Below are 19,560 nucleotides of genomic sequence, written 5' to 3' on the forward strand. Positions count from 1 at the left end.
CGTATAGAATGGGAGACATATGTCTTTTCAAGAAAAACCGGGGGAAGCAATAATGACCGCACAGAACAAAGCAGCAACATTAAAAAGCAAAATAAGAAACGTGAAGAAAATTAGTCTTACCGTCTTATTGAGCGGTCTTGTTACCATCGCTGTTTTAATGACTTTGACCATTATCTTTATATCTTTTTATACATCTCAGAAGCAGTCATTGATCGATAACACACTGGCTAGCAATTATTCGAGTGCTACACAGATGAGTCAGACGCTCGATTCATTGTTTCAATCCATGCAGAGTAGCTTAGAGTATGCAGCACACTCGTTCTCGGATGCGGACTATACAGACACTGCTAGAATTGGAGGAACGTTGGATCTGATTCGGGGTAGCAGTAACTACTTTAACTCTTTGACGCTTGTGGATAAAACGGGACTTGTTCGAGGTGTCTCGCCAATGGGAGGCAGACTGGGTCTTCATATCAGCTCTACGGCAGCTAAGAATGCACTACACTCCAGAACGCCTTATATATCGGAGTCTTATGTTACGCCAATTAGTCAGCGCAGAATTGTATTTTTGAGTCAACCGATTTTTGGTTCGAATCAAACCTTTGAGGGTTATGTCAGTGGGAGTATTTATTTGCAAGAGAGTAATATTCTAAGTCATTCTTTTGGAAGTCAGTTGAAATCCAGTACCGGTTCCTATTTCTTTATCGTGGACGCGAAGGGCACACTGTTATTTCACCCCGATACGGAGCGGATTGGTGAGAATGTCAGTGACAATACGGTTGTACATAAATTGTTAGATGATCAACAAGGGAAAGTAAGGTACAAGAATCTATCGGGTCTTGATTCACTTGCAGGTTATACTAAAGTTCCAACTACCGGCTGGGGAGTTGTAGTAGTCTCACCAACCAAGATTGTATTCGACCAGCTTAGCCATCATATTCGCATGTTGCTGATCTATACATCAGTCCCTTTTGTGGTGTTGACTCTAATTGTCATTCGTGTTGCTCGTAAACTAGCCAGTCCTTTCGTCATTCTTGCAGATTTGGTTAACCGGGTGGATCAAGGCAAGGTAGACTTACCTGTGATGAAGCCACACTGGAATCGTGAGGCTGACCTTCTTACACAAGCCGTACTCGGTGCGCTTGCGAGCTTTCGCAAGCAGACGGATCAGCTAACGTATGATGCTAGAACGGATGTACTGACAGGAATGACGAATCGCAGAACGTTTGAAGAAGTTATTCAACATTGGATCGATGAAGAGATTCCTTTTTCTCTGATCGTTATCGATATAGATCGATTCAAGTCAATTAACGATACGTATGGACATCATACAGGAGACATCGTGTTGAAACATATTGCTGAACTGATTCGACAGGCCGTACGATCTCAGGATGTATGTTCCCGCTTTGGAGGAGAAGAGTTCGTCGTGCTGCTGCGTCAGACCAAATCAAGTACTGCCTACCAGGTGGCCGAATATATTCGTTCCAGTGTAGAGAATAGCGCAATGCCTATCGATCGAGCTGTTACAATATCGGCAGGTATAGCGGAATATCCTATTCATTCAGCGGCAGCGATGGAGTTGTTTCATTTAGCAGATACGGCTCTGTATCAGGCCAAAGAAGAAGGGCGCAATCGGACAATCACCATTCAATCGGTAGAGAAATAAAACAGAAAAAAGAAGCTGCTTCGTATGCACGGAGCAGCTTCTTTCCTTATTCCACTTGCTGTGATTTGGCGATAACTTCGTTCGTGTATTGTTCTCCCCAGTCTCGCATGCTGTAAATAATCGGCCTTAACGTTTCACCAAAGGGGGTTAACGAATATTCCACTTTAGGTGGAACCTGAGGATACACCTCTCGGTGTACGATACCGCTATTTTCAAGCTCTCTTAACTGCAAAGTGAGCATCCGCTGTGTGATATCCGGGAATAACTTACGTAACTCATTGAATCGCAAAGCACCTGAGAACAGGTGATATAAAATAGCGCCTTTCCACTTTCCCCCAATGACACTAAGTGTGACTTCTACAGAACAACCATATGGCTTGGGACAAAGGTTAGCGGAATTCTGTTTCATGGATTGCACCTCCAATATAAGGGTGGCAATGCAGTACCTATATTGATACTACAACCTTATATAGACTGTATACTTCTAATGACAGCATATCATGGTTAAGGTACATTATAAACCCTGCAATGATATATAAGGGATTGATGTATTTCCCAATAAGACCTCGAAAAAAACGGAAAAACCCCGAAATTCGCAATGCGAAACATCGAGGTTTAAAAATATATAATTTCTGAGTAGGTGTGGGGATGCTCAACGGATTGTTGTTAATGAATAGCGTATAAACGTCATACGAGTGCCGAAAGGATTGCGTCACATAATGCCATGGTTTTAATATTATCTTGACCACTAGAATGTGGCAAAGAATGATCGCGGCAACATTCCGTAAAGTGTACCATCTCCCCAACGAACCCTCTTAGATAAAGGTCTCGATGAGTTCCAGACATAGGGGAAGCAGAAGGTGTGTACACGATATCCTGCTCCGCTAGAGATTTCCAAGGTAGATTATTAAAGGTCTGAGAGGAATGAATCGTAAGTTTAGTTACCTCATCTGCTGACGCAAATCCGTTGTCAAATGTCACTAGTACATGCTCACTCTCACGTGACCAAGCGCTCATACCTGTGAAATATGCGCTACCTACGATGCCTTGGTCAAACACGAAGGAAATACTCTGATTGATGTGCTCGCCATCCCTAACTGTCGTACCCGTAACCTTCACCATTTCACCGAAGAGGAAGCGCATCAGATCCACCATATGAATGGCCGCAAGTTTGATAAACTGTTCTTCATCTTTGCAGAATGGAGTGCTATCGACAGCGAACCTCACCTGAAATGACCGGACTTTCCCCAGTGTCCCGCCATCGATCAACTCTTTTAATTTCAGATACACGGGAGCATAACGTTTCATAAACCCCACCATGAGCACCACTCCAGCTTGCTTGGCCGCGTCAGATACCATCTTCGCTTCTGCTGCATTCCATCCCAGTGGTTTGTCTACATAGACATTTTTGCCTGCGCGGATACATTCCATCGTCAGAATAACTTGATCCTGGGGTTGTGCCACGACAACGACCCCGTCACAGTCCTCATGCTCAAGCATAAGGTGTACATTATCATAAGCCTGTCCTATGCTGCCGAAGCGAAGAAGAGCGGCTTGGGAGCGCTCCAAACTACGGGTAGCAATACCTTGGATGATGGCTCCAGCTTCAATAGCGGAAGGATAGATATTGGTAGATGCATGAAATCCTGCACCGATAAAATAAAGCTTTATTGGATTCAATGTGACTCGCTCCTTCGTTGTGATTACCAAACGTCTACATCATTGATGAAACGGATTGGATAATACAAGCTAATTTTGTCCTAACGATAGGAGATTCTATGATATTTAAAAAGGACATATGTCCTATCTGCTATACAAATGAAAACGTATTGCATTCTTCTTCCATAACATGTATACTCTACATTACCGCACAACGATTCTTTGTTGTCAGGATGCTTTTCATCATAGTGAAAAGTTACATATTATGCGGTCGTGGCGGAATTGGCAGACGCGCACGGTTCAGGTCCGTGTGGGCTAACCCCCCGTGGAGGTTCGAGTCCTCTCGACCGCATCTACGTTCATAGAAAGACCCGTTCATTGCGATGAAGCAAAGAACGGGTCTTTCTATATTACGCCTGCATTTTGGCTTCAACGATTCATACGGAGCCCATACTTGGCGATGAATAATCCAGCGAAGGCTCCGATCATTCCAAAGATTGCGACACTACCCATAACACCATAGCTTTGGAGACGAAAGAGAAAAGCGACCCCACTGCCAAATGTCGTTCCGGCTAGAAATCCAAGAGAAATGCCGATATCCTTATCTAATTTCATATGATCACCTGTCTTTTGAGTGTTGTAGTGAATGGAATGAACCCAACACAACTAGCGGGAACTGAAGTTGGATTATTTTTGTGTAGGTTAGTACGTTCTGGCGGTGTGCTGACTTAGTGGTATTGTGTGGATTTTCCAGTGAGAATATACAATAGATCTATCAAGATCAGGAAGTGGAAAGAACGGTTGTAATTCCGGTAGAGAAGTTATACCATTTTGTCATATTAAAAAGGCTCTGTATTCCTTAAGGAATAACAGAGCCTTTTGGTTGCTCGCTAATTTTAGTTATTGTGACGATCTTTCAAGATGACATCTGCGAACAAAATGGTCTTCGGAATGCGGAAGAATTGCTCCGCTTGTTCTTGAAACGCAGCAGAAGGCAGCGTTCCCTGATGCAGCCATTTGCGGAAGGTGCCGGGGTGAACCCCGATCCAGTGGCTGACATCTGTCACCGACAAATCATGGACCATGCACAAGCCTGTCAAGATACGGTTACTTACCGGAGAACGGGTCACCGTACGCTTCATGAAACGGGAAGGCTCGGGTTGACAAATAACTGGACTCTGACGCACAACCTCTTCATTAAAAAGAATGTGGCGTGGATATCCAAGTAATTGACAAGCCTTGTCCAAATTGGTACTGCCGGGTATCCGCCCTTCATACACCCACGCGCTTACACTGCGTGAAGAGATGGATAAGTCTTCAGCGAGCTGGGACAACTTAATATCATTGGCCATCAGCACGGCTAGAAGAACACGGTTGCGAATTTGACAGCGTGTCGGTTTACGGAACCGTTTGACACGGACGCCTTTTCCCAAATATTTACGGTTGATCAGAGACCACGCCTGGATGGAATGTTGTTCTGGTTGATTAGGCATATTTCCTCCGATTTTTTTAACCAAATACTACAATAAGAGTTGGGGTACTTTCAAGTGCCTGTTGAACTGAATCGAATTATATGAGCTGTGGAGTCGGTCAGGAAGGAGGAGTTATGAACTAGTGGGTGTGCAAATTGCATCCTAGTATATTCCTAGATTACAATGATTCACTAAATTTACGAGGAGAAATAGAGCGTATTGAATAATAAAGTGATTCTTAAGAACTATTTTTAGGACTAATTTACTTTTTACTGAATTTTGTTGATGCAATGCGGTTTATTTACCTTATTTCCCCAAGATTATTGGATTTTCGTGAATGGCTTGTTTCAGCAATGTGCACAAATCTGAAATGTGAAATCCGCAAGTTTAACTAGGTAGTTGGCTTGTCAAAATCTCTTATTCTTACATATCTTGTAGGATGACTAAGGGGAGAGAGGTGGGAAACGTGTATCCGGCCGTAAATACACTTGCTGCAATTTCAGGGGCGTTCGTGACGTTTGCTTTTGGAGGATGGGATCAATTGCTTAGTCTGCTTGCCATTGCTATGGCTGTCGATTATGTAACGGGGATTGCAGCCGCCGTAAGGACAGGAACAGGGTTAAACAGCAATATTGGGTTCTGGGGACTTGCGCGCAAGGGCTTGATGCTGACCGTTATTCTGCTGGCACATCGGATCGATTTATTAATGGGGACGGATATTATCAAAGGCGGGGCGATATATTTTTATCTGGTAAATGAATTGATATCGATTACTGAAAACTATGCCAAGATCGGTCTTCCATTGCCGAACAAGCTTAGACAGGCCATTGCTGTACTTAAGAAACAGGAAGAGTTGTCCGATAAGGAGTGGGCGAAGCCGACTAATACAGAACATCAGAAGTCCAAATCCGAGCAAGAGAAGCAGCAGAAATCTGTGGACAGCGTCAGTGAGCCAGAAGAAGAACAACCCACAAAGTAGCCTTTTTGGATTGTGTATGTCTTTATTTTGCTTATTCGTCTAGAGAACGTTTTCAAGTATCCTTTCGTAATAGATAACGTTATGATATATTTTGAATACATGAAAAAACATTCATTCCACTATTAATTCACAAACGAGGTGTTTGTTCGATGATTAAACATATTGTCCTGTTCAAAATGAAAGATCGTTCACCAGAACGTATTGAAGAAGCTGCCAATGTGCTTCGTAACTTGGAAGGTAAAATTGATGTTCTTGTATCGCTGGATGTAGGTATAGACGTGCTTCGCTCAGACAGATCCTTTGATATTTCTCTGACAGCCGAGTTTGCATCTCTTGATGATCTGCAAGCGTATCAGGTACATCCGCTTCATCAAGAAGTAATTAAGTATATGAACGAAGTTAGAGAACAATCGATCGCCGTTGACTACGAATTCTAATTTGCGTATCTCATTAAGAAGCGACTAAAGGAGAGCGGGTATGAGCGATTTAAGAGACGTAATGGAATTTTTATATATTTTTATCGTGTTCCTGATCGCTTGTCCTGTGATGATATTTTGGTTGAAACGAAGAGGCAAACGGAACCGATAATTCACTGAACAGGAAGTGAAATGTATTGTACTACGTAAATAAAGAGCAGATTGCCCATAGGCTTGCTGCGGTACCGGAGGTAGCCGAGGGGCTACGCCTTTCAACACAAGCCTGGGATGGCGGTCTTATGATGGGGCTGGTGCAGGAACGATGTCTGCATCTGGCGATTGAGATCGTCACGGACGTCGGAAGCTATCTCATCGATGGTTTTATTATGAGGGATGCTAGCAGCTATGACGATATTATCGAGATTAATCATGAAGAGAAGGTATTTGACGCTTCAATATACGAAGTGCTTCGTCAGCTTGTTACTTTGCGGAAGCCACTCGTACAAGATTATTTCAGTTGGAATCGAGGAGAACTGCATCCACTGAGTTCAGACCTACCCGAAATACTTGAACGCTTTGCAGACCAAGTGAGCGCTTATGTAGATCGAGAACTCGATCCTTTTACGAATCAGGCAGATCGAGGGACAGAGTAAGGAATGAGGGGAAGCAGCATGACAGATATACAGAATGAAGAATTAAAAGGAAATGACAAGCAGGATGCGCCATCTGGATTTCATCCGGTTTACATGGTTGAACTGTTGTTTGACAAGTGCCCGGAAATCAATCACGTTCGTTTGCAAGAAGCGCTAAGTCGTTATACGGGACAAGTTCGACTTACTGTGAAACAACAAACTGCAGTCACGAACAGCGACAAGCAACCGCAAGAAACAAATTCGCAGGATGAGATCCATGCTTCAGCAGAGTCGAACGCAGAGATGCTGGTTTTCTACCATCTGGATCACAAGGTTTCATTCCAGGAAGGGGATATCCCAGCACAAACCTGTATGCTTGCCGCGACTGAGATGAAGGATATCTCACGCTTTGCAGGTGCACTTCAGCAAGCTTGGCATTGGACAGAGGCAGAACAGGCAGTCCAGGGAGCTACGTATTCGATTCGGATTCACGATATGTTTACTGCTGCGCTGCCGCGCAAGCAGCGATTAGGGCTGTTCCAGAAGACATTGCAGGCTGTGCTTGAAGTCTTGCCGTGTGAGGCGATGTATTGGTACGGCAGTGATAAACTTGTTGAACCAGCAGCGTATAAGCAATCACAGGAACGAGAAGAGCATCTCTATGCAGCGATGAACGTCAGAATGTATCAGGCTGGTGGAACAGAAGAGCAGCGCGAACTTGTGATGGATACGGTTGGACTGTCCGCGCTCGGGGTTCCTGATGTTCAGTGTCACTTCACTGGTCTTGATCCAGATACAGTGGCTCAAACCTTGCTTGGAGCAGCATACTACATATTCGATCAAGGTGATGTGCTACAGGATGGACAAACGCTGGGTTCCTCGGGCGGGCGACGCTGGCGGTGTGAACACCAAGCCGCACTGATTGCCCCGGGACGTTATGTTATTGATCTTGATCCTGGGAATACAAATGAAGATTCTTCGTTGGAACCAGCTCAGCATAACCGTTAAACGTAACGGTGAGAGTATGACCATGAAAGTTTTTTGATATTTGGAGTGTCAGGTCAAGCCCTTACTGACTATACTGCATCAACAGAGTAGGCATTCGCCCGGGTTAGTAAGTCACAACATCAGTGCTTGTAATCCGGTACTTAACTCGAAGAAGAGGAGAGATGTTGCGTGAAGGAATCAAACAAAAGTTTATTGTGGGGCGCATTAATCGGCTCAGTGGTTGGTTCGGTAACTGCGTTATTGCTGGCACCAAAGTCAGGACGTGAACTTCGTCAGGATATTTCCGAAGGTGCGCGTCAGGTGACGGAGAAAGGTCAAGAGTTGGCTGTTAAGGTTGGTGAACAGGGTAATCAGATCGTATCTAAAGTGAAAGAAACGGCTGACGTTGTCATCCAGGACATTCAATCATGGCGCAATTGTGCCGAAGGTAAAGAACTGCGGGTCTCCGCAGTAATTACAGATTCGAATGCTCCGGTTCAGTCTGACAGTGACATCTTGGCAAATGAATCGGACAGTGTTGTCGTAGCTAAATTGCCTACCGATGATTCAAAAGACGATAACTAAGCCACGCTTGACATAAGCAGCAGGCTTTCCTCATGCAGATGGAGGAGAGCCTGCTTTGTTGTGTGCGCTAATCGCGAGAGAGGTGCACTGTGGGTATTTTTAATTGAACCCTATGATAAAATCGGGTAAGATGGTGGTACCTTTTTGCCTGAAATGTCATACGGTAGGAAGAAAACAATTTGAGCTTTACTAGATATGAGAACCAATTCAATGAAGAAGGAAGCGGTGTGTTCGTGCAGCAAGCAATCGCTATATTAGACTCGGGTGTAGGGGGATTAACGGTCGCAAAGGAAGTGATGCGCCAGCTCCCACGGGAAAAGGTCATTTATTTTGGAGATACTGCCCGGACACCGTACGGACCCCGTTCGTCCGAACAAGTTAAACAATTCACGGAACAAATCGTAGATTTCTTGATCCAATTTGATCCCAAGGTCATCGTTATCGCCTGTAACACGGCTACAGCAGCAGCGCTCGACTATATTCGGGCTAAGGTGAAGGTTCCAGTAATCGGCGTGATTCATCCAGGAGCGCGTGCCGCTATTACAGCTACACGTACAGGACGCATCGGTGTCATTGGCACCGTGGGAACGATCGGCAGCGGCGCATACACCTCCGCACTCAAACAATTGTCACCCTATATTGATGTAGTCAGCCAGGCTTGCCCGGCACTTGTGCCGTTAGTCGAGCAAGGTGAATTCCGATCCGAACAAACAACGATGACAGTAGAGCAGTCCTTAAGCCAGATTAAGCAACAGCCGATTGATTGTCTGATTCTAGGCTGTACCCATTATCCATTCTTGATGGAAACGATTCAGGAAGTGATGGGGCAGGAAGTGAAACTCATTAGTTCGGCAGATGAGACGGCGAGAGAAATCAGTACGATTTTGTATGATAAACGAAAATTGGCCAGTGGAAACGATACGCCAGTGCATCAATTTTTCTGTACAGGGGATCCTCGTATGTTCCAAAATATTACAAGGCAGTGGCTCGGAGAGCAAATCTCAAAAACACCTGTTGTATGGCAGGTCACGCAATTGTCCTAATCATTTCGATTCAACCGTATTCATATGATCCAATATTGTTTTTCTCCCTCCCAGAAGCCGAAGGCTCTGGGATTTTTGTTATCTATAGAGAGGGAAGAAGTCTGCGAAATATGTCACATGACGGACGAGCGGGTGAGCATACATATATAACATGATCAGGATATAGAGGAGAACAGACGGTAGTAAGAACAGATCGCAAGAGTAAATCTCGCTCAGTGAAAGGAGATTGCACATGGAATTACAGTGGATCATTGTACAGCCAGGTGACACAGTGGCTCGTATAGCGTCAGCGCATCACATGACAAGCGAATTGCTTGCTGCGCTAAATCCAGAAGCAACATCCCAACCTTATTTGCTGGCAGGACAGATGTTGCGGATCTTACCTGGAACAGGGCGGAGATATGCTGTTCAGCCAGGTGAGCATGTCGGTACAATAGCAGCTCGTTTTGGTCTGAGCGAAGATGAATTACGGAAAGGCAATCCTGAAATCACCAACGTGAGCGATTGGTGTGGTCGGTGCATTCATATTCCTGAATCCGGTGGAAAAGCTATAGTTAGGTTAAAGGGAGAGTATGGCTTCCGTGAATTACATCGGGATATTGCATTATTGAGCAGTCATTTTCCCTTTGTGGAGACAGGTTCGATCGGCACAAGTGTGATGGGTAAACCTTTGCACTATTTACGAATTGGTGAGGGTTCGAGACATATCCATGTCAATGCTTCCGTCCATGCTAATGAATGGCTAACTACAGCCGTGGTGATGCGGTTTATTGAAGAGTATGCTAGAGCCTACAGTTGCCATAAACCGTGGTATCGGTTTGATCCTCAGCGCTGGATGAAGGATACAACACTGTGGGTGGTTCCGATGGTTAATCCGGATGGAGTTGAGTTGGTGCAGGAGGGTATTGTAAATCAGCATCCACATGCTGAACAACTGCTGGCTTGGAATACAGAGCGGGCTCACTTTACTCATTGGAAAGCAAACATAAGGGGAGTGGATCTGAATGATCAATTTCCAGCCCACTGGGAGGAAGAGGCGGCTAGAAGGGGAATGACGTCACCTGGTCCTCGTGATTATGCAGGAACAGCTCCGTTATGTGAGCCGGAGGCGCTGGCTCTAGCCGAGTGGACGCGGCAGCATGAGTTCGATGTAGTCGTATCTTTGCATAGTCAAGGGCAAGAGATCTACTGGAACTACCGGGATTTGGAGCCTAGAGAAAGTGCACCGTTATCCCGAAGATTGGCGAAGGTATCTGGATACAAAGCTGTAAAATTAGGCGGCAGTGATGCAGGGTACAAGGACTGGTTCATCCAGGAGTATCGCAAGCCTGGTTTTACCGTAGAAGTCGGTCTCGGAATTAATCCATTACCCATAGAGCAGTTCGATGATATCTGTGTGGAGGTTGGCATGTTGTTGGCAGAGCTATTATCCTATGAATCTAGTGATTAAACGGTAGAGAATGAAACGATATGAATGTATTGTTCGTATAACAGACACAGGTGCCGTAACATGGCCTGTGTGCAACAGAAGTTTTCTAAAAAAAAGATTCACTTTTGGGCATTCGTTGTTCCTTCGGTCAGCTGCTTCGGATCGGAGGAATAGCCAATGTGTGAGTCACTCACATATTATAGATAGTCAGCATGAGGAGGAATCCTATGAAGTGGAGAAGATTGTTGTCATTTAAACGATGGTCGGAAGTGTTTAGAAGGCTCCCGCGTCTATTGCGGGCAACGGAGATTCCATTACGCGAAAAATTGTTATTTATTGTCCCGGCATTGTTATACTGGGTTCTACCTGATGTGATGCCGTTCATGCCAATTGACGATATTGGAGTCACGCTTATATTGATGAACTGGTTTGTAAGCCGTGCTGAACGTAAATATCCAGTCCTTCCTTCCAGTACAGCATCATAAATTTATGCGAAATGCATCATTCTAACACCTGTCTAGAATCATTGTTATTGCGAAGAGCCAAAACTTTCTTTACAATAGATGCTGGAGTTTAAGAATGCTGAAATTGTTGTAACCAGCAATTACGATATAGGAGATGAAGCACATGAACTGCAAAATCACTCGCAATGCGGCTAAAGTATTGAAACTTGAATTGGACAAGCCTGAGAACGAAGGCAAAAAATTGCGTGTTGTTATTACACATGCACACGGGGATCATGCTCACTACGGACTTGATCTGGATACACCAAAAGAGAATGACACGGTAGTATCTACGGATAAAGACATCGATGTCATTATTGAGAATGATCAACCATTGCTGGATGGCGTGAAAATTGATTACCTGTATCTTCCTCAAGAAGGCTTCGTTATTACGAATCCCTCCAAAGGCAATCACGGCGATCACTAGGAGCTTGAAGAAGGGGAAATCATGGCTAACGATATCCGCGTATGCGAAAAATGTAATCACATTCGGTTGAAGTCCATCGTGCCTAAGCTGGAGAAAATGGCTCCAGACACAGAGATCAAGATTGGATGTAAATCCTATTGTGGTCCTTGTGCGAAACGTGCTTTCGTTTTTATTAACGGTCGGTACATCAGTGCTCCTTCGGAAGAAGAAGTGTTGGCAAAAGTAGCGAAATTCGTCAAATAAACGCTTCATAGATGATACGAGCATGATATGCTTGTTATCCAGCAGAGAGAGGCCTATGGCCTCTCTTATTTTTGTTTGAATTCGAAATCTGGCTTCATTTCGTATATTTTGAAGGTGTCCTCACGGATTTCAAGGGCGATGATGCGGTCTTCTTTTTGCAAAAAGTGCACATGACCTAAACGTTCGTTCTCGATCTCTATCCAGCCTTCATTGGCTAACTTTTGGAAATAATCAGGTGGAGGATAGAGACCCAGTTCTCCGCCTATATTTTTCAATTCATAGGTAACAGCTACTTTAATATTGGGATTCCCCGAATTTGTTGTTAAGTTAATTTGCTTGGCATTGGTTGGAACAGGAAACTGGGCATTTATCGATGAAGCGGTATATCCGGTAATCTCATACCCTGTCCGATTGCAGGCGTTGATTAGACCCACTAGACATACGAAGATGAGCAACATAAGCCATTTACGCAAAAATGATTCCTCCTCTTAAAACAACTTACTCTAATTAACGAAATGGATAAGTATAAAGTTACGACATTTTACGTTCGAAAAAGAGAATAAGGAAGCCTTGGGTTAACCATCCTATAGAGGTAACAGGAACATGATCCCAAGGAGGAATAACTATGCCGAAGCGTTATGATTCCAGTTTGCAGGCGGGTACAACCGTATCTCAGGCGCAAAATGCGGTGAACAAACTTCACTATGCTGTTTCTCAAGCGATGTCTCATCCAACAGAACAAACCATTGAGCAGGCAAGTCGTCGTTTGGCTCACACCGAACAGGCGATGCGTCAAGCGGAGCGTTCACTTGGTGGTCAAGGCGTAGAATTGGCGGAGGAAATGTTCGCCGAGGAGAAGAGAAGATTGAACTCGATCCGGAATCAAAAGCAACCAAAGGATTTCTAAACGTTCCTGTCACCAAACGAAACTCGCAGAGCTCACCGCTTTGCGAGTTTTTTTGCATGTGATCTCCGATGATTCCGCTTGAAATTTTGTCAGAAGGTTAATAAAGCATGAGCAGGCAAATTCCAAGTGGGAGGTAGACGATGACAAAACATATTACAGACTGCACGATACTGAACAACGGAGTAACCATGCCATGGCTGGGATTCGGAACATATAAAGCGAAGGGAAAAGAAGTACACCAAGCCGTTGAAACGGCTTTGGAGGTAGGATACCGGAGTATAGACACTGCTTCCATCTACGGAAATGAAGAGGAAGTAGGACAAGCCATTGCCAGCAGTGGTATTGCTCGGAATGAATTGTTTGTCACAACAAAACTTTGGAATGAGGATCAAGGTTTTGACTCCACCCTTCGCGCATTTGAAGCGAGTCAGAAGGCTTTAGGACTTAATGTCATTGACTTATACTTAATCCATTGGCCTGGACGAGATCAATATAAGGAAACGTGGAGAGCTTTTGAACGGTTATATAGTGAGGGAAGTGTACGTGCCATTGGTGTAAGTAATTTTCAGGTACATCATTTGCGCGATATTATAGATGAAGGTGGCACGGTACCTGCTGTCAATCAGGTGGAATTACATCCAGGCTTGATCCAGCAGGAATTACAGGACTTCTGTGGGGAGCAAGGCATTCAGCTTGAGGCGTGGAGCCCGATTATGAAAGGCAAGCTAAATAATGAATCCACGTTAAAAGCAATTGCCCAAAAGTATGGCAAAACACCTGCACAAGTGATTTTGCGTTGGGACATTCAGAATCAGATTGTGACCATTCCGAAGTCTGTGACACCAGAGCGTATCCGTGAAAATGCGGATATCTTTGACTTTGAATTAACACCGGATGAGCTTAGACAGATTGATGCTATGGATGCGGACAAACGGACAGGTCCACATCCGGATCAACTTTTCTGGGATTAAGGAGTAGGCTAAGTTGTAATACGAGTGTTTAATCATTGGTTAGTGAGGATATGGAACGGATCGTTCTTCCGATCGCTGTTGTCTCCAAAGTTTCCTGATCATAAGTTTTTAGAGGTTGAAATTCGGGAGACAAAGGCGAACGCTTCGCTTCTACAGAATCGATTCCGTTTCCTTTGCTCTAACTGTTTACTAAACGAAAATTTATTACAATGAGCTGTGTGTATGTTATAAATAAAAAAAGCAGCAGGATTGGGGGGATTCCCTTGCTCCTGCTGCTTTTGTGTTTGTTTATTATTTTGAATCGCGTTGTGGAACTTCACAGCCATCTTCTGTACACACACCGCTACCTTCATTGTCTGCTGCACTTGACTCAACCATCGTGAATGGGGAACGCTCGTCCCATGCTTTCTGGATGGCATCAAGGAACACTTCGTCAGGCTGAGCACCAGATATAGCGAATTTACGATCCAGTACGAAGAATGGTACGCCTCGAATGCCGAGCTGTTCGCCTTCAGCTTGATCTGCGCGAACTTGTTCAGCAAATTGATTGCTTTCCAAGACGACAGCCGCTGCACTACGATCTAATCCCACTTCTTCAGCCAGTTGGAGTAATACCTCATGATCGCCGACATGCTTGCCCTCAATGAATACAGCTTGGAATAACCGTTCACTTAGCTCAAGCGCTTTGTCTTGAGACTTCGCCCAATGTGTCAAGCGATGAGCAGCGAAAGAGTTGGTGGGTACCATCGCATCAATGTTGTACTCCAGACCTGCTGTCCGAGCATTGGCATTCATCTGTGCATTCATGCCTTGTGCTTGTTCTATACTAATATTGTACTTAGAAACTAAGTAATCTGTGTTGGTTTTGCCTGTGTGTACTTCAGCATTAGGGTCAAGTTCGAAGCTCTTGAACTCAAATTTCACTTCATTCCGGTGTGGAAATTGCTCCAATACATTTTCTAAACGACGTTTACCAATATAGCAGAAAGGACACATAAAATCAGACCATATCTCAATATTCATTCGAATAACCTCCGTTTTTCTGTAAATCAACTGTAAATGAAACTATCCTAGTTACAATTATATAGTGACTTTATATTTTTCGCAAGGGTGCAATTTACATTGGATAAAAGAAAGGAGTGCTGAAGACATAAATAGTCTTGCATCAGCACTGCCGATTCGCTTTATAGTCCCTCACGCAAGCGTGTGATTAAATCATAGGTAATGATTGTGTCGGACACACGAAGTCGTTTCGAAGCTTCATCATGTCCTGCCCGGCAGGCGTTAATATCCGTTTCACCACGGGAGGATAAGTCATAACAGGAACCATGCTCATAGATGTAATCATCGGACGGAATGTAGAACACAGAACCATCCGTAAACGCCCCATTACGCAACACTACAGTCCGACTAGAGCCATCGTAAACATCATTGCCCATGTGGTAGTAGGATTGATCGGAGATGCCCAATAGATGGAGCACAGACGGCGTGATATCAAGCTGTCCTGCGGGTTCATCAAAGGTTCCAGCCTCGCCTCCATCTGGTAAATGTACAAGCAGTGGCACCTCATTCATAATCTGCTCCATATCAAGCTGGTTTAACGATCTACCCAGAAAGTTTTCGTATTGCGCCTGTTCCTTAATGGAATTATCGTGATCGCCATAGAACATAAATATCGTTTTATCCCACAATCCGCGATTTTTCAAATCCTCGACCAGACTACCTAGTGCTGAATCTACATAATGAACGGATTGCAGGTAATTACCAAACATCGTACCTTGGAATTCCCCTACATCCAGCTCCTGTTTATCAACAGGTAAGGCATACGGATGATGACTGGAAAGTGTTATAAGGAAAGAGTAGAAAGGCTCTGATACCTCGCTATCCATTTTCTCAACAGACTGTCTGAAAAAAGAGAGGTCGGATAAAGACCAGCCAAGTGGATCGTCCTGTACAAAATCATTTTTGCTATAAAACTTATCGTAGTTCATATTCTGATACATCGTATAGCGATTCCAGAATCCACTCTCATAGGCATGAAAAACATTCGTGCTGTATCCATTGTCCTTCAGGATTGAAGGTAAGGAATCATAGGCATGGTCTGCGTAACGTACAAATGCTGAGCCGATAGGCAAGGGGTGTAACGAAATGTTAGCTCCAAAATCAGCATCCGATGTCCTGCCCTGCCCGGTCTGGTGATAGAAATGACTGTAATATTGGCTTTCTTTCATCAATTCGTTGAAATGAGGCGTAATCTCCTGACCACCGATACTCTGCCCAATCATGAAGTTCATAAATGCTTCACCTTGAACAACGATAACGTTACTGTCTTTATATTTACCGAACAGTGCGCTGCCGGTCTGCGAGGGTTGATTCTGTTTTTCGGTAAAAAAGGATTTGACCAGCTCGACATCAGCAGGATCAGCTTCAGATCCTGATCCGATCTGATCCTTGGCGTAGTTGTACAGATCATAACCGTGGAATGCCAGCAGCCCAGTAACGTTATACATGGAGACATTCCACCAATTGTTATCGAACAGCCCTTTTGCCCAGGTTTTGCTGTAGTAATAAATCGGCCCAACCGCAAGGGATAGTCCTAACACTAAAGCGATGCTACCGGCCGTAAACCGACGTGTACGAGTCTTGCTGCGATTGTGTCCGTAAGGTAGATCATTGTATCCATACCGACTTGAGCGGTTAGCGTCTGAACGTCTCGTTAGGATGCGTACAACACCATAGATCACGAATACAATCCAGTCCGCAAAGAACAGCAGGTCACTAGGTTTAAGAAGCGTCGCGATACTATCTCCAAGTGCATCGACCTGTTTAGCTTGTAAAAGGACAGGAATGGTAAGGAAATCCTGGAAATAGCGATAATAGACCATATCTGCGTAGATAAGTGCTGTAAGGATTAAGTTTAGTGCGATTAGCGATATCTTATAGCCTTTCCGAGGCAACCACCATGTCCAAAAGGAAATGAGGAGCAGGGAGCCGATCGCGATAATATTGTCCAACAGTCCCATCGTAATGTTGTAGGCATGCAAGTTGTGGTGTAGCCACATTAATTTGAGCAGCATGAGCGCAATGAATAACAGATACAACGATAAAGGATGATGTAGAAGTCTACGTAGCGTGCTACTACGTGAAGACGAAGTGAAAACCATGAATGTTGTCTCCCTTTGTAAAAGTTTTGTTATCGGAATGTAAATGGAGCTTCATTCATTATAGCGTGGCTTGGGTGCTTTTCAACCAGCAGGTGGTGATTAACCTCTAGTATTACGCTGTGTAGTATGGAATTTTCTAAGAGATACCATACAAGTGACATAAAAAAAGAGCGTCCTCTCCTAAAAGGAGCGAACACTCAGATGATCGCATTTACGTTTAAGCTTGAGTAGATTTATTACGTGGGGGGAGTGGTCCCAGATACTGATAATATTGGGTCTCGATCCGTCCATTAAACAGTTTGCGGCGCTTGTCCGCTTTGTGTCCGAAGTACTCTTCAAATGCTTTGGTGGAGGTGATTGCAAAGAACGACCATGTTGGCATCTCCAGATAAGAACGTCCAAGGGAACGGAGCAACTTCTGCACTTCTTTTTCTTCACTCAAACGTTCACCGTAAGGTGGGTTGGTGATGATTACGCCATATTCCCCTTGTGGTTTTGCGCGGTGAGCAGGAAGAACGCTTACCTCAATATCCTTGGCAAAGCCTGCGCTTTTGATTGCCGCTTGTGCAACTTCAATTGCCTCAGGATCAATATCACTACCCGAAATCTGTAATGGTACATCATCACGTACAGCGTCAAAAGCCTCTTCCCGTGCTTGTTCCCATAGTTCAGCAGGGATTACATCCCAATTTTCGGAATTAAATGTGCGGCGAAGCCCTGGTGCGATATTCCATCCAATCATAGCAGCTTCAATCAGCATGGTGCCTGAGCCGCAGCATGGATCGTAGAACGGGCGGGAAACATTCCAGCGACTGAGCTGGATCAGAGCAGCTGCCAAGGTTTCTTTAAGCGGCGCTTCCGTAACAAGTTTGCGGTATCCACGTTTGTGAAGTCCTGGCCCTGTCGTATCCAGCGTAAGCAAAGCACGGTCATTAAGCAGAATAACCTCAATCACATAGCGTGCTCCATTCTCAGGAAACCATTCCGTCTGATGAGTGAGTTTTAATTTCTCAACAATCGCCTTTTTGACGATACCTTGGGATGCAGGTACGCTACTCAGCTGGGATTTCTGGGAGCGTCCTTCCACCGGGAATTCACCATTTGCGGGAATCCATTCTTCCCATGGTAGTGCTTTGGTGCCCTCAAACAATTCATCAAATGTGGTTGCGGGGAATTCGCCCATGTTAACCAGCACGCGATCGGAACTTCTCAGCCACAGGTTACAGCGACAAATATCAATATAATCTCCTGTGAAAAATACTCGGCCATTATCGACCCTGGCATCCTCATACCCAAGCTGTTTCAGTTCCCGGGCAACAACGGCCTCAAGTCCCATTGCAGAGGTTGCAATCAATTGCAATCGAGCCATATGAATTCATTCAACTCCATTTCGAGCCGCAGGGGCTTTCCCTCTGGCGGCGATATAGTAACGGCGCGGCCTTGCCGCTTTCCGTGAAAAAACTTACAATGAGTAATGCGGCTTACCCGCATAGACTTCAATGCAGGTCATTCGTGTGTAGTGCGTGCTGCACTGTGTTGAATAACAAACATTCATTATAAAACATTGGCATCCATATGGAAAGCTACCCAAGGGCATTTATACGGAAAGCTGTCCAAGGGCATCTATATGGAAAGGAATCCAAGTTTGCAAGGAGGAACTTCGTGGTGAATCTGACCCCTGACGAATATGTAAATCAATTATTTCAAGAGGATGAGCTCTTGTTAAAAGTTAAAGAGGCCATTCGTGCGAATGGCATGCCGGAGGTTTCAGTGGCTGCGGCGTATGGACGCCTGCTGACCTTTCTGGCGAAAACCTCGAAAGCGGAAGCTGTACTCGAAATTGGTGTGCTGGGCGGGTACAGCGGCATCTGCCTGGCTCGTGGTTTAAGCGAAGGAGGGAGCTTGACTTCGCTTGAACTGAAAGAAGAGTATGCAGCGATGGCTCGAGGGCATCTGGAGGAAGGTGGATTTGGCAGCCAAGTGCAGTACCGGATCGGACCTGCGGCAGACAGTCTGGAGCAATTGGTACAGGAAGGGCGTACCTTCGACTTCTTCTTTATTGACGCAGATAAGGAAAATTATCCGGTTTATCTCGATTATGCGATTCGCTTGGCGCGTCCAGGTGCAGTCATTGTAGGGGACAACTGTTTCCTACGAGGTCGCACGCTAAATCCGGACAAGCAAGGCCCGGCTGTGCTTGCTGTGCGTCGTTTCAACGAGCAGATGGCGAGTGATCCACGTCTTGTCACGACTATGCTGCCGGACTATGACGGTTTGGCGCTGGCTTGGGTGAAATAGATCCACTGAACTCAGTTGAGCTTAGTTGAAAACACAGGAAAAAAAGCCGAAGCGGTGGTATTATCCCCTTTAAGTAGACACTTAAAAAAAACCTTCATGTTATCATGAGGGTTCAAGTGAGACTTGGAGGGGATATTTTTTTATGGCGAAAAAAGGACAAACATTTCAGACGTATACCG

21 protein-coding genes, 1 tRNA gene and 1 pseudogene are annotated in these 19,560 nt (G+C 44.8%); 15 read left to right on the forward strand and 8 right to left on the reverse strand.

The annotated features are described in order from the left end of the window. Nucleotides 1-52: 52 nt before the first annotated feature. Entirely contained in the window at nucleotides 53-1,666 is a 1,614-nt protein-coding gene (locus J2T19_RS11895) for a sensor domain-containing diguanylate cyclase (RefSeq protein WP_307215904.1), read from the forward strand. Nucleotides 1,667-1,712: 46 nt separating this feature from the next. Here the strand turns inward: J2T19_RS11895 and J2T19_RS11900 are convergent, their stop codons facing one another. Together J2T19_RS11900 and J2T19_RS11905 are read right to left on the reverse strand one after the other, a co-directional pair. Beyond that, the gene (locus tag J2T19_RS11900) at nucleotides 1,713-2,075 is read right to left on the reverse strand and encodes a winged helix-turn-helix transcriptional regulator (RefSeq protein WP_307215906.1); all 363 of its coding nucleotides are present in this window, start codon (nucleotides 2,073-2,075) and stop codon (nucleotides 1,713-1,715) included. Nucleotides 2,076-2,353: 278 nt separating this feature from the next. Further along, nucleotides 2,354-3,346, reverse strand: a complete 993-nt coding sequence (locus tag J2T19_RS11905) for a Gfo/Idh/MocA family protein (protein WP_307215908.1) — start codon at nucleotides 3,344-3,346, stop codon at nucleotides 2,354-2,356. A 246-nt stretch (nucleotides 3,347-3,592) separates the two neighbouring features. Here J2T19_RS11905 and J2T19_RS11910 point away from each other — a divergent pair. Further along, nucleotides 3,593-3,677 (forward strand) — tRNA-Leu (locus tag J2T19_RS11910). A gap of 77 nt (nucleotides 3,678-3,754) precedes the next feature. Here J2T19_RS11910 and J2T19_RS11915 read toward each other — a convergent pair. Both J2T19_RS11915 and J2T19_RS11920 read right to left on the reverse strand, forming a co-directional pair. Then, nucleotides 3,755-3,940 carry a hypothetical protein gene (locus J2T19_RS11915; RefSeq protein ID WP_307215910.1) on the reverse strand — a complete coding sequence of 62 codons (186 nt, stop codon included), beginning with the start codon at nucleotides 3,938-3,940 and terminating at the stop codon, nucleotides 3,755-3,757. A 281-nt stretch (nucleotides 3,941-4,221) separates the two neighbouring features. Then, entirely contained in the window at nucleotides 4,222-4,818 is a 597-nt protein-coding gene (locus J2T19_RS11920) for a helix-turn-helix domain-containing protein (RefSeq protein ID WP_056695369.1), read from the reverse strand. 418 nt (nucleotides 4,819-5,236) lie between these two features. On the opposite strand from J2T19_RS11920, the pseudogene J2T19_RS11925 reads away from it, so the two are divergent. The 10 genes and pseudogenes from J2T19_RS11925 to J2T19_RS11970 form a co-directional block, all read left to right on the forward strand. Then, nucleotides 5,237-5,659 (forward strand): annotated as a pseudogene (locus J2T19_RS11925) (phage holin family protein); the annotation flags it as partial. Nucleotides 5,660-5,925: 266 nt separating this feature from the next. Further along, nucleotides 5,926-6,213, forward strand: coding sequence for a Dabb family protein (locus J2T19_RS11930; RefSeq protein WP_145045974.1), 288 nt, complete (start codon nucleotides 5,926-5,928; stop codon nucleotides 6,211-6,213). A gap of 176 nt (nucleotides 6,214-6,389) precedes the next feature. Beyond that, nucleotides 6,390-6,845, forward strand: a complete 456-nt coding sequence (locus J2T19_RS11935; protein WP_145045976.1) for a DUF86 domain-containing protein — start codon at nucleotides 6,390-6,392, stop codon at nucleotides 6,843-6,845. 18 nt (nucleotides 6,846-6,863) lie between these two features. Beyond that, entirely contained in the window at nucleotides 6,864-7,832 is a 969-nt protein-coding gene (locus tag J2T19_RS11940) for a DUF4261 domain-containing protein (protein WP_307215915.1), read from the forward strand. 168 nt (nucleotides 7,833-8,000) lie between these two features. Next, a complete protein-coding gene (locus tag J2T19_RS11945) occupies nucleotides 8,001-8,396 on the forward strand; it encodes a YtxH domain-containing protein (protein WP_307215917.1) in 396 nt (131 codons plus the stop codon). A 233-nt stretch (nucleotides 8,397-8,629) separates the two neighbouring features. Continuing rightward, nucleotides 8,630-9,439 carry a glutamate racemase gene (racE, locus tag J2T19_RS11950; protein ID WP_307215959.1) on the forward strand — a complete coding sequence of 270 codons (810 nt, stop codon included), beginning with the start codon at nucleotides 8,630-8,632 and terminating at the stop codon, nucleotides 9,437-9,439. Nucleotides 9,440-9,671: 232 nt separating this feature from the next. Next, on the forward strand, nucleotides 9,672-10,889 hold the full coding sequence (locus tag J2T19_RS11955; RefSeq protein ID WP_307215919.1) for a M14 family metallopeptidase: 1,218 nt from the start codon (nucleotides 9,672-9,674) through the stop codon (nucleotides 10,887-10,889). A 206-nt stretch (nucleotides 10,890-11,095) separates the two neighbouring features. Continuing rightward, the gene (locus J2T19_RS11960; RefSeq protein ID WP_307215921.1) at nucleotides 11,096-11,353 is read left to right on the forward strand and encodes a hypothetical protein; all 258 of its coding nucleotides are present in this window, start codon (nucleotides 11,096-11,098) and stop codon (nucleotides 11,351-11,353) included. A 142-nt stretch (nucleotides 11,354-11,495) separates the two neighbouring features. Further along, nucleotides 11,496-11,798 (forward strand): hypothetical protein, encoded by a 303-nt coding sequence (locus J2T19_RS11965; RefSeq protein ID WP_056695357.1) that lies wholly within the window; start codon nucleotides 11,496-11,498, stop codon nucleotides 11,796-11,798. Nucleotides 11,799-11,819: 21 nt separating this feature from the next. Continuing rightward, a complete protein-coding gene (locus J2T19_RS11970; RefSeq protein ID WP_056695355.1) occupies nucleotides 11,820-12,041 on the forward strand; it encodes a YuzB family protein in 222 nt (73 codons plus the stop codon). Between the two features lie 65 nt (nucleotides 12,042-12,106). Here J2T19_RS11970 and J2T19_RS11975 read toward each other — a convergent pair whose 3' ends face one another. Further along, nucleotides 12,107-12,514, reverse strand: a complete 408-nt coding sequence (locus J2T19_RS11975; RefSeq protein ID WP_307215925.1) for a hypothetical protein — start codon at nucleotides 12,512-12,514, stop codon at nucleotides 12,107-12,109. Between the two features lie 152 nt (nucleotides 12,515-12,666). Here J2T19_RS11975 and J2T19_RS11980 point away from each other — a divergent pair, with 152 nt between their 5' ends. Continuing rightward, nucleotides 12,667-12,948, forward strand: a complete 282-nt coding sequence (locus J2T19_RS11980; protein WP_056695352.1) for a hypothetical protein — start codon at nucleotides 12,667-12,669, stop codon at nucleotides 12,946-12,948. Between the two features lie 140 nt (nucleotides 12,949-13,088). Next, nucleotides 13,089-13,919 carry an aldo/keto reductase gene (locus tag J2T19_RS11985; RefSeq protein ID WP_056695349.1) on the forward strand — a complete coding sequence of 277 codons (831 nt, stop codon included), beginning with the start codon at nucleotides 13,089-13,091 and terminating at the stop codon, nucleotides 13,917-13,919. Nucleotides 13,920-14,210: 291 nt separating this feature from the next. On the opposite strand, the gene J2T19_RS11990 is transcribed toward J2T19_RS11985, so the two are convergent. The 3 genes from J2T19_RS11990 to J2T19_RS12000 all read right to left on the reverse strand — a co-directional run bounded on the left by J2T19_RS11990 (nucleotide 14,211) and on the right by J2T19_RS12000 (nucleotide 18,452). Then, nucleotides 14,211-14,942 (reverse strand): DsbA family oxidoreductase, encoded by a 732-nt coding sequence (locus J2T19_RS11990; protein WP_307215929.1) that lies wholly within the window; start codon nucleotides 14,940-14,942, stop codon nucleotides 14,211-14,213. Between the two features lie 161 nt (nucleotides 14,943-15,103). After that, nucleotides 15,104-17,083 (reverse strand): LTA synthase family protein, encoded by a 1,980-nt coding sequence (locus J2T19_RS11995; RefSeq protein ID WP_307215931.1) that lies wholly within the window; start codon nucleotides 17,081-17,083, stop codon nucleotides 15,104-15,106. 217 nt (nucleotides 17,084-17,300) lie between these two features. Next, a complete protein-coding gene (locus tag J2T19_RS12000; RefSeq protein ID WP_307215932.1) occupies nucleotides 17,301-18,452 on the reverse strand; it encodes a THUMP domain-containing class I SAM-dependent RNA methyltransferase in 1,152 nt (383 codons plus the stop codon). Between the two features lie 296 nt (nucleotides 18,453-18,748). Here J2T19_RS12000 and J2T19_RS12005 point away from each other — a divergent pair, with 296 nt between their 5' ends. Continuing rightward, nucleotides 18,749-19,381, forward strand: coding sequence for an O-methyltransferase (locus J2T19_RS12005; RefSeq protein WP_145046503.1), 633 nt, complete (start codon nucleotides 18,749-18,751; stop codon nucleotides 19,379-19,381). The last annotated feature ends 179 nt before the right edge of the window (nucleotides 19,382-19,560 follow it).

This window comes from Paenibacillus tundrae (assembly GCF_030812775.1).
Lineage (GTDB): Bacteria > Bacillota > Bacilli > Paenibacillales > Paenibacillaceae > Paenibacillus > Paenibacillus tundrae_A.